This window comes from Lentibacter sp. (genome assembly GCF_029254145.1).
GTDB lineage: Bacteria > Pseudomonadota > Alphaproteobacteria > Rhodobacterales > Rhodobacteraceae > Lentibacter.
The window spans coordinates 1-6,794 of the sequence record NZ_JAQWYD010000104.1; the positions used below are offsets into that span (position 1 = coordinate 1).

Consider the following 6,794-nt stretch of genomic DNA (forward strand, 5'->3'; position numbering starts at 1 on the left):
TAAGATGTGTGGTATCGTAGGTGTATTGGGCGAGCACGAAGCTGAGCCCCTTTTGGTGGAATCTCTCAAGCGGCTTGAATACCGCGGCTATGACAGCGCGGGCATTGCCACAGTCGACAAGGGTCGCCTTGGTCGCCGCCGCGCGGTTGGAAAGCTCGTCAATCTCTCCGACAGGCTCGTACACGAGCCCCTGACAGGCAAGGCTGGCATCGGCCACACCCGCTGGGCCACACACGGCGCACCCAATGAAAACAACGCTCACCCCCACAGCACGCGTCAGGTTGCCGTGGTCCACAACGGCATCATCGAGAACTACCGCGAGCTGCGCGAAGAACTTGCCGCCAAAGGCATCGGCTATGAGACCGACACCGACACAGAGACAGTCGCCCTGCTCACCCAAGCCTATCTGGACGAGGGCCAAAGCCCACGCGATGCTGCCCTCAGCACCGTCAGCCGTCTCACGGGTGCCTATGCCCTCTGCTTCCTCTTTGAGGGCGAGGAAGACCTGCTCATCGCCGCGCGCCAAGGCTCGCCTCTCGCGATCGGCTATGGAAGTGGCGAAATGTTCGTTGGCTCCGACGCCATCGTCCTTGCCCCATTGACCGACCGCATCACCTATCTCGAAGAGGGTGACTTTGCTTTTGTGACGCGCACGCAAGTCGAGATTCTCGATACTGCACGGCGTCCTGCCAACCGCGAAATCAAAACGGTCGAAATTGAAACTGGCCAGATCGACAAAGGCGGCTACAAACACTTCATGTCCAAAGAGATCGCCGAGCAACCGCGCGTTCTGACCGAGGCCATAGGCTATTACCTTTCCGATGACGCCACTCGCATCAATTTGCCTGACAACGGATTTGATTTCAAAACGATAGACCGCCTGACCATGGTCGCCTGTGGGACAGCTTTCTATGCTTGCCTGACAGCCAAATACTGGTTTGAACAGATCGCAGGTATGCCCGTCGAGGTCGATATTGCCTCAGAATTCCGCTACCGCGAGCCCCCCATCACCGAGCGCACAGCCGCGCTCTTCGTGAGCCAATCAGGCGAAACCGCCGATACCCTCGCCGCGCTGCGCTACTGTGAGGGAAAGGCCGACAGCATTCTATCCGTGGTAAACGTTCCAACAAGCTCAATCGCGCGTGAAAGCAATCTCGCTCTGCCAATCATGGCAGGTCCAGAAATCGGCGTTGCCTCTACAAAGGCCTTCACATGCCAGCTCACAGTGCTCTATCTGATGGCCCTCAAAGCCGCTCACGACAAAGGCCGCCTCTCCGATACAGAGCTTGCAGATCGCCTGTCTGAGCTGCGCAGCCTGCCCTCCGCAGTCAATGCGGCGCTTGCGCTCGACAAGTCGCTCGCCCACGCTGGCCTCAAGCTTTCAGAGGCGCAAGATGTGCTCTTCCTGGGCCGAGGCCTGATGTACCCTCTCGCTCTAGAAGGTGCTCTAAAACTAAAAGAAATCAGTTATATACACGCCGAAGGTTATGCGTCTGGCGAGCTCAAGCATGGCCCTATTGCGCTGATTGACAAGAGCATGCCTGTGGTCGTCAAAGCCCCCCGTGATACCTTGTTTGAAAAGACAGTCTCCAACATGCAGGAAGTCATGGCGCGCGATGGCAAAGTGATCCTCATCACAGATGCCGCCGGCGCAGCCGAAGCAGGCGATGAAGCATGGATCACCATCGTGATGCCGACAGTCCCCACGGCCCTCTCACCCATCCTCTACGCCATTCCCGCGCAGCTTTTGGCCTATCACACAGCCGTTGCCAAAGGCACCGATGTGGACCAGCCGCGCAATTTGGCCAAGTCGGTGACAGTGGAGTAAGCGAAAGAGCCGTAGCCTTTGGCTGCTGACTGTGCGATAGCAGCGCCAAACGCCACTCAGGATACGCTCGACATGACTTTAGACGACGCTCTCACAGCTCTGCGCAACGCTGCCGAAGACGGCCGCGCCGCAGGCATGGCCGACTATCACAAAGTGCCACGCAAGTACCTTGGCCTGCCAAATCCGGCGATCAACGATCTCGCCAAAGAGTGGCGCGGCGTGCTCTCAATCGAAGAGCGTGTCGCTCTTGCGGACCAGCTCTGGAAAACCAACATTTTTGAGGCTCGCCTCGCCGCCGCAAAGCTTTTGACACAAGCCCGCATCAGCCCTGACCAAGCCGTCTGGGATCTGATCGTCTCATGGGTTCCTGACTTTGACAGCTGGGCCATCGCCGATCACGCCATGATGGCAGGCCAGAAGCGCCTCGTTGCGGACCCCTCGCGCATCGAAGAGGTGGAGAGCTGGACCAAATCCGATGTCCACTGGACTCGCCGCGCCGCTATGGTCATCACCCTACCCTACACCAAACAAAATCACCCAAAACCCGATGAGCTTGCGATCCGCAAGCGCGTCCTCGGCTGGGCTGTGCGCTATGTCGAAGACCCTGAGTGGTTTATTCAGAAGTCTGTTGCATGGTGGCTGCATGACCTGAGCAAGCATGATGCCCCGCGCGTTGAGTATTTTCTCGCCAATCACGCGAAGAAAATGAAGCCCTTTGCGCGTAAGGAAGCGGCCAAGTTCCTCCCGAAAGAGGCCTAGGCGCGCCAGCGCAGCAGGCGTTTTTCGATCTGCCCGATAAGCGTGCTCACCACGACGCCAATCAACGACAAAATCACAACGCCAGCAAACAGCCGCTCTAGGTCATAAAGCGATCCTGCCTGCAAAATATAAGCGCCAATGCCGTATTCCGCGCCAAGCATTTCGGCAGCAACCAGCAGGATGATCGCAATCGCAAGGCTGATACGCAGCCCAGACAATATCCCTGGCATCGCTCCGGGCAGAACAATCTTGCGCACTATAGACAGCCAGCTCAGGCCAAAGCTCTGCCCCATGCGGATCAAGCTGCGGTCAACATTGTCGACGGCGCCATAAGTGGCCACAACAGTTGGGGTAAACGTGCCGAAGGCGATCAGCGCATATTTGCTCGCCTCATCAATGCCAAACCAGATCACAAACAAGGGCAACAGCGCAATTTTAGGGATAGGAAAAAGCGCTGCAACCAAAGGCACAAGCCCCGCGCGCACATAAGAGAACAGCCCAATCAGCACACCAACAGAGACACCAAGCACCACACCAAGCGTGGCCCCCACAAGCAGCCGTGACAGCGAGGGCGCAAGATGCTTCGTCAGCATCCCGCTCTGCCAGAGCTCGCCAAAGGTTGCCAAAACATCGGAGGGCCGTGGCAAAGTGAGCTGCGATATCCAGCCCGCCCGCGTGCCCCATTCGGCAATCACAATAAGAAAGAGAAAAACCAAAAGCCCTATGCCGCGCCGTGCAGTGGGCGCAAACCCGCCGCCCCGAAAACGCACTTCTCGCAGATCAGGCATCTAGCAATTCCTCATCTGCAGCGCGGGCCTCGTCGCGCATTACGTCCCAAAGATGCTTTTGCACCGCCTCAAGCTCCGCATCACCATGCGCTCTTTCGCCAAGCGGCGTCTCAATCTGAACCACCTCACGCACCTGCCCCGGCCTGCGCGACAGCACAACAATCTTGTGCCCCAACCGCACAGCTTCTGCGAGGTTATGAGTCACATAAACCGCCGTGAAGGGCTGGCGTGTCCATAGACCGACCAGATCATCCATAAGCAATTCACGCGTCTGCGCATCCAACGCCGAAAGCGGCTCATCCAGTAGCATCACGGCAGGCTTCACCGCCAGCGCGCGCGCTATTGCAACACGCTGCTTCATCCCGCCTGACAGCTGGCGTGGCAAAGCGTCGGCAAAGTCGCCAAGCCGCGTGCGCCCCAGCACATCCGCAATGATCGCATCACGCGCCACACCTTTGATCCCGTGATCTTCCAGCACAAGCGAGATATTCCCCCGTACAGTCCTCCACGGCAAAAGAGCAAAATCCTGAAACACATAGGTCAGCGGATTGAGACACCCCTCTGGCGCCTCCCCAAGTTGCAAGACGCGGCCCGCGCTCGGCTTTTCCAAACCGCCGATCAGCCTCAGCAAAGTTGACTTACCGCAGCCCGAAGGCCCGACAAGACACACAATCTCCTCGCTCTTCACCTCCAGAGAGATATCGCGCAAAACTTCTGTGTCGCCATAAGCATGGCTGATTCGCTCCAGCGATAGATCCATATCGATATCCTCAAAGCAGCGGGGGGTTTAACGTCCCCCGCCTTAAATATTACGCTTCAAACGTCTCGACATAACTCGTGTCCAGAAGCGTATCGAGCGTGATATCCTTGCCCACAAGATCTTCCGCTTGGAACCAAGCCAGCTGATCCGCCATAGAGGCAACATTGAGCTTCGCACCCTCATTGAGACGCATCGTGCCGTTGATGATGCTCGGCGCCGCCTTTTCGCGCGGGCGGTCGGTGTAGACATATTTATGGATCAGATCGACCATCGCCGCCTCGCCATCATCGCCACCTGCACGATCAATCATCGCGCTGTTATAATCGCCCGCGCCTTTCGCGTAGGCCGCAAGGAAGTCGCCCGTCTGGCCTTTTTCGTCACTCGCATTGCTGGCCGAGGTAAAGACCGTGGTCACCTGATAGCTGGGCAAGTAGTCGGAGATATTGCCAATGATATGTACGGCGCCTGAGCCCGCCAGCGGCTTGGCAATATGTGGCACAATGCTCCACGCATCGATCTGCCCAGACTTGAGCGCACCAATCACAGCGCCGACTTTTTGTAGCGGCGTAAAGCTCACTTCAATGCCTTCTTTTTCAGCCACTTTGGAGCCCATGTAATGGAAAGAGGAGCCCGCCTGCGTTACGCCAAACTTCTTGCCCGCCAGCATAGCTGGGCTCGTCAGTCCCGCTTGGAAAGCCGCATCAGAGGCCAGAATTTTCTGCCCATCAATGCCTGCTTCTTCGCTCAACGCACCGCCAATCACCTTGATCGCGCCCTTATCGGCAAGCGAAATAAGCCCGCCCGAGACAGCCGTAACCGCATAATCCACATCTCCCGAAGCAATCGCGACAGCCATCGGCTGCGCCGCCTCAAAGAAGCGCAGCTCAACATCAAGCCCGGCCTCTGCAAAGTAATTGCGCTCCACAGCCACAAAGCTGCCCGCATGAGAGGTAAAGCGCAGCGCACCCACCACAATCTTCTTGTTCATCGCAATCGCAGGCGCCGCTAGGCCCGCTCCCGCTGCGGCGCCCAAGAGTCCAAGCGTCTGCCGTCTGTTGAAATGCGTCATTCTCTCTCTCCCATTTTGTGATTACTCTAAGGCAGTCTTGCCCGCTCTGCCCGCTGAGTAAACACTTACCTTGTGTAGGCATTCAAAAGAGCTTCAGTTTCTTGAAGACCGCATACTGTCCGATCAAGACAGCGACGATAATCCCACAAATGATGATAAACCCGTTCGCACTGTCCGCCAGCGGCACTCCACCGACATTGATACCCAACAGTCCCGTGATGAATCCGATCGGCAGGAAAAACGCCGAAACAATCGTCAGAACAAACATTTGTGTGTTCATCTGCTCGGCTCGCGCATCCATCACCTGATCATGCACAATCTGGGCACGGTCGCGAATGGCATCAAGCTCCTCGCTCAGCCGCGTCAGCCGGTCAATCGCCTCTCGCAGCTGGCTCAAAGCCTCGCGTGAAACCCAGTCAAACCCCTCGACCTCAAAGGTCGTCAAAGCGTCCCGCTGCGGAAACATATAACGCCGTAGCGCTGTCGCGACTTGCCGAATATCGGCGAGCGCACGGCGGGTTTCACTTAGAGTTTCGCCCTCTAGCCGATCAGAAACCTCGTCAAGCTTCTCATTCAACTCCGCCACCACAGGCTCTGCTCGGTCCGCAATCCGCAAGGAAAAGGCAGCCACCATCTCAGCTGGCGAGCGCGGCGCGCGTCCGCCGCGCACCATCCCAACCACATCCTGCAGCGCGTTCAAGGGGCGCACACCACAGCTGACAACCTGCCCCCCTTCGACCCAAAGTCGAAGCGAAACCATATCTTCAGGCTCTGCTCCAAGGTTGAGGTTCACCCCGCGCAAAACAAGAATTGCCCCGCCACCATGTGGCGTACAGCGCGGGCGCGTCTCTTCTGCGGTGAGCGCGGTTTTCACCGCCTCATCAAGTTCAAACTCCGCCAGCCCGCTCAAGAGCTGCTCTGGTGTTCCCTGCACATGGCGCCAGACATAGCCTTCAGCGCCAGACGGCGCAGCAGCGCCCTCAAGAGCTTTTACACTTCGATCTGTCCCAATCTGAAAACCGAAAGCAGGCGTCACATCATTCATTTTTTCGCCTCACTTCAGTTTCTAAAGACATCAACCTCGGTCAAATCTGTCAAAGGCGCATCAATCACGCGCAGTGCCGCCAACGAAAGCTGGCTTCCCGCCGTCTTCGGCCCGTCCAGCGGCAGAAGGTCCAGTTCGACTGACTTTCCGTTCTTCGCCGACACAACCCGCCCCGTCGCAGGCGCGCTCACAAGCGGTGTCTTGATCCAGAGCCCGAGCTGCGCCGCATCCCCAAGCGAAGCCACAGTCCGGCCAAGCGCATGCCCCTCACCCTTGGCTGCTTTTTCTTCTGCCGCCAAGACAGCGGCTTTCTTCTGGTCTGCGCTCGTCGTGTCAAACTGAGCCACTGTGCGCGCCGTCGCAGACGGCGGCGGCGCTGCCGTCGCATTCAAAGCCTCAGGCCGCGGGTTTGGACGCACCGTCGTTGCGTCTTCGGCGGCATCAACAGCAGGCATAGCCTCGTCGGCCACTTGCACCAAAGCACAAGCGCCAAGCAAGGCAACCAGACTCATACTCAATAAAACGTGTTTCATACCGTCAGATTA

Annotated in this window: 7 protein-coding genes; 2 read left to right on the top strand and 5 right to left on the bottom strand. The window is 57.7% G+C overall.

The features are described from left to right. Positions 1-4: 4 nt before the first annotated feature. Positions 5-1,828, top strand: a complete 1,824-nt coding sequence (gene glmS, locus P8O11_RS11835) for a glutamine--fructose-6-phosphate transaminase (isomerizing) (protein ID WP_300294438.1) — start codon at positions 5-7, stop codon at positions 1,826-1,828. 72 nt (positions 1,829-1,900) lie between these two features. After that, the gene (locus tag P8O11_RS11840) at positions 1,901-2,587 is read left to right on the top strand and encodes a DNA alkylation repair protein (protein WP_300294427.1); all 687 of its coding nucleotides are present in this window, start codon (positions 1,901-1,903) and stop codon (positions 2,585-2,587) included. Here P8O11_RS11840 and P8O11_RS11845 read toward each other — a convergent pair. The 5 genes from P8O11_RS11845 to P8O11_RS11865 form a co-directional block, all read right to left on the bottom strand. Further along, on the bottom strand, positions 2,584-3,375 hold the full coding sequence (locus tag P8O11_RS11845) for an ABC transporter permease (RefSeq protein ID WP_300294429.1): 792 nt from the start codon (positions 3,373-3,375) through the stop codon (positions 2,584-2,586). The two genes, P8O11_RS11840 and P8O11_RS11845, sit on opposite strands and share 4 nt — an antisense overlap. After that, a complete protein-coding gene (locus P8O11_RS11850; protein WP_300294431.1) occupies positions 3,368-4,135 on the bottom strand; it encodes an ABC transporter ATP-binding protein in 768 nt (255 codons plus the stop codon). Before P8O11_RS11850 ends, P8O11_RS11845 begins: the two co-directional genes overlap by 8 nt. Positions 4,136-4,184: 49 nt before the next feature. After that, entirely contained in the window at positions 4,185-5,204 is a 1,020-nt protein-coding gene (locus tag P8O11_RS11855; protein ID WP_300294433.1) for an ABC transporter substrate-binding protein, read from the bottom strand. Between the two features lie 82 nt (positions 5,205-5,286). Further along, on the bottom strand, positions 5,287-6,249 hold the full coding sequence (locus P8O11_RS11860) for a zinc transporter ZntB (protein WP_300294435.1): 963 nt from the start codon (positions 6,247-6,249) through the stop codon (positions 5,287-5,289). A 14-nt stretch (positions 6,250-6,263) separates the two neighbouring features. Then, positions 6,264-6,761 (bottom strand): hypothetical protein, encoded by a 498-nt coding sequence (locus P8O11_RS11865; RefSeq protein ID WP_300294436.1) that lies wholly within the window; start codon positions 6,759-6,761, stop codon positions 6,264-6,266. Positions 6,762-6,794 lie beyond the last annotated feature (33 nt).

What these genes read in the sequence shown, in the direction of transcription:
- glmS (WP_300294438.1), top strand. Translation starts at nt 5, where the DNA reads ATGTGTGGTATCGTAGGTGTATTGGGCGAGCACGAAGCTGAGCCCCTT.
- P8O11_RS11850 (WP_300294431.1), bottom strand. Translation starts at nt 4,135, where the DNA reads ATGGATCTATCGCTGGAGCGAATCAGCCATGCTTATGGCGACACAGAA.
- P8O11_RS11840 (WP_300294427.1), top strand. Translation starts at nt 1,901, where the DNA reads ATGACTTTAGACGACGCTCTCACAGCTCTGCGCAACGCTGCCGAAGAC.
- P8O11_RS11865 (WP_300294436.1), bottom strand. Translation starts at nt 6,761, where the DNA reads ATGAGTCTGGTTGCCTTGCTTGGCGCTTGTGCTTTGGTGCAAGTGGCC.
- P8O11_RS11855 (WP_300294433.1), bottom strand. Translation starts at nt 5,204, where the DNA reads ATGACGCATTTCAACAGACGGCAGACGCTTGGACTCTTGGGCGCCGCA.
- P8O11_RS11845 (WP_300294429.1), bottom strand. Translation starts at nt 3,375, where the DNA reads ATGCCTGATCTGCGAGAAGTGCGTTTTCGGGGCGGCGGGTTTGCGCCC.
- P8O11_RS11860 (WP_300294435.1), bottom strand. Translation starts at nt 6,249, where the DNA reads ATGAATGATGTGACGCCTGCTTTCGGTTTTCAGATTGGGACAGATCGA.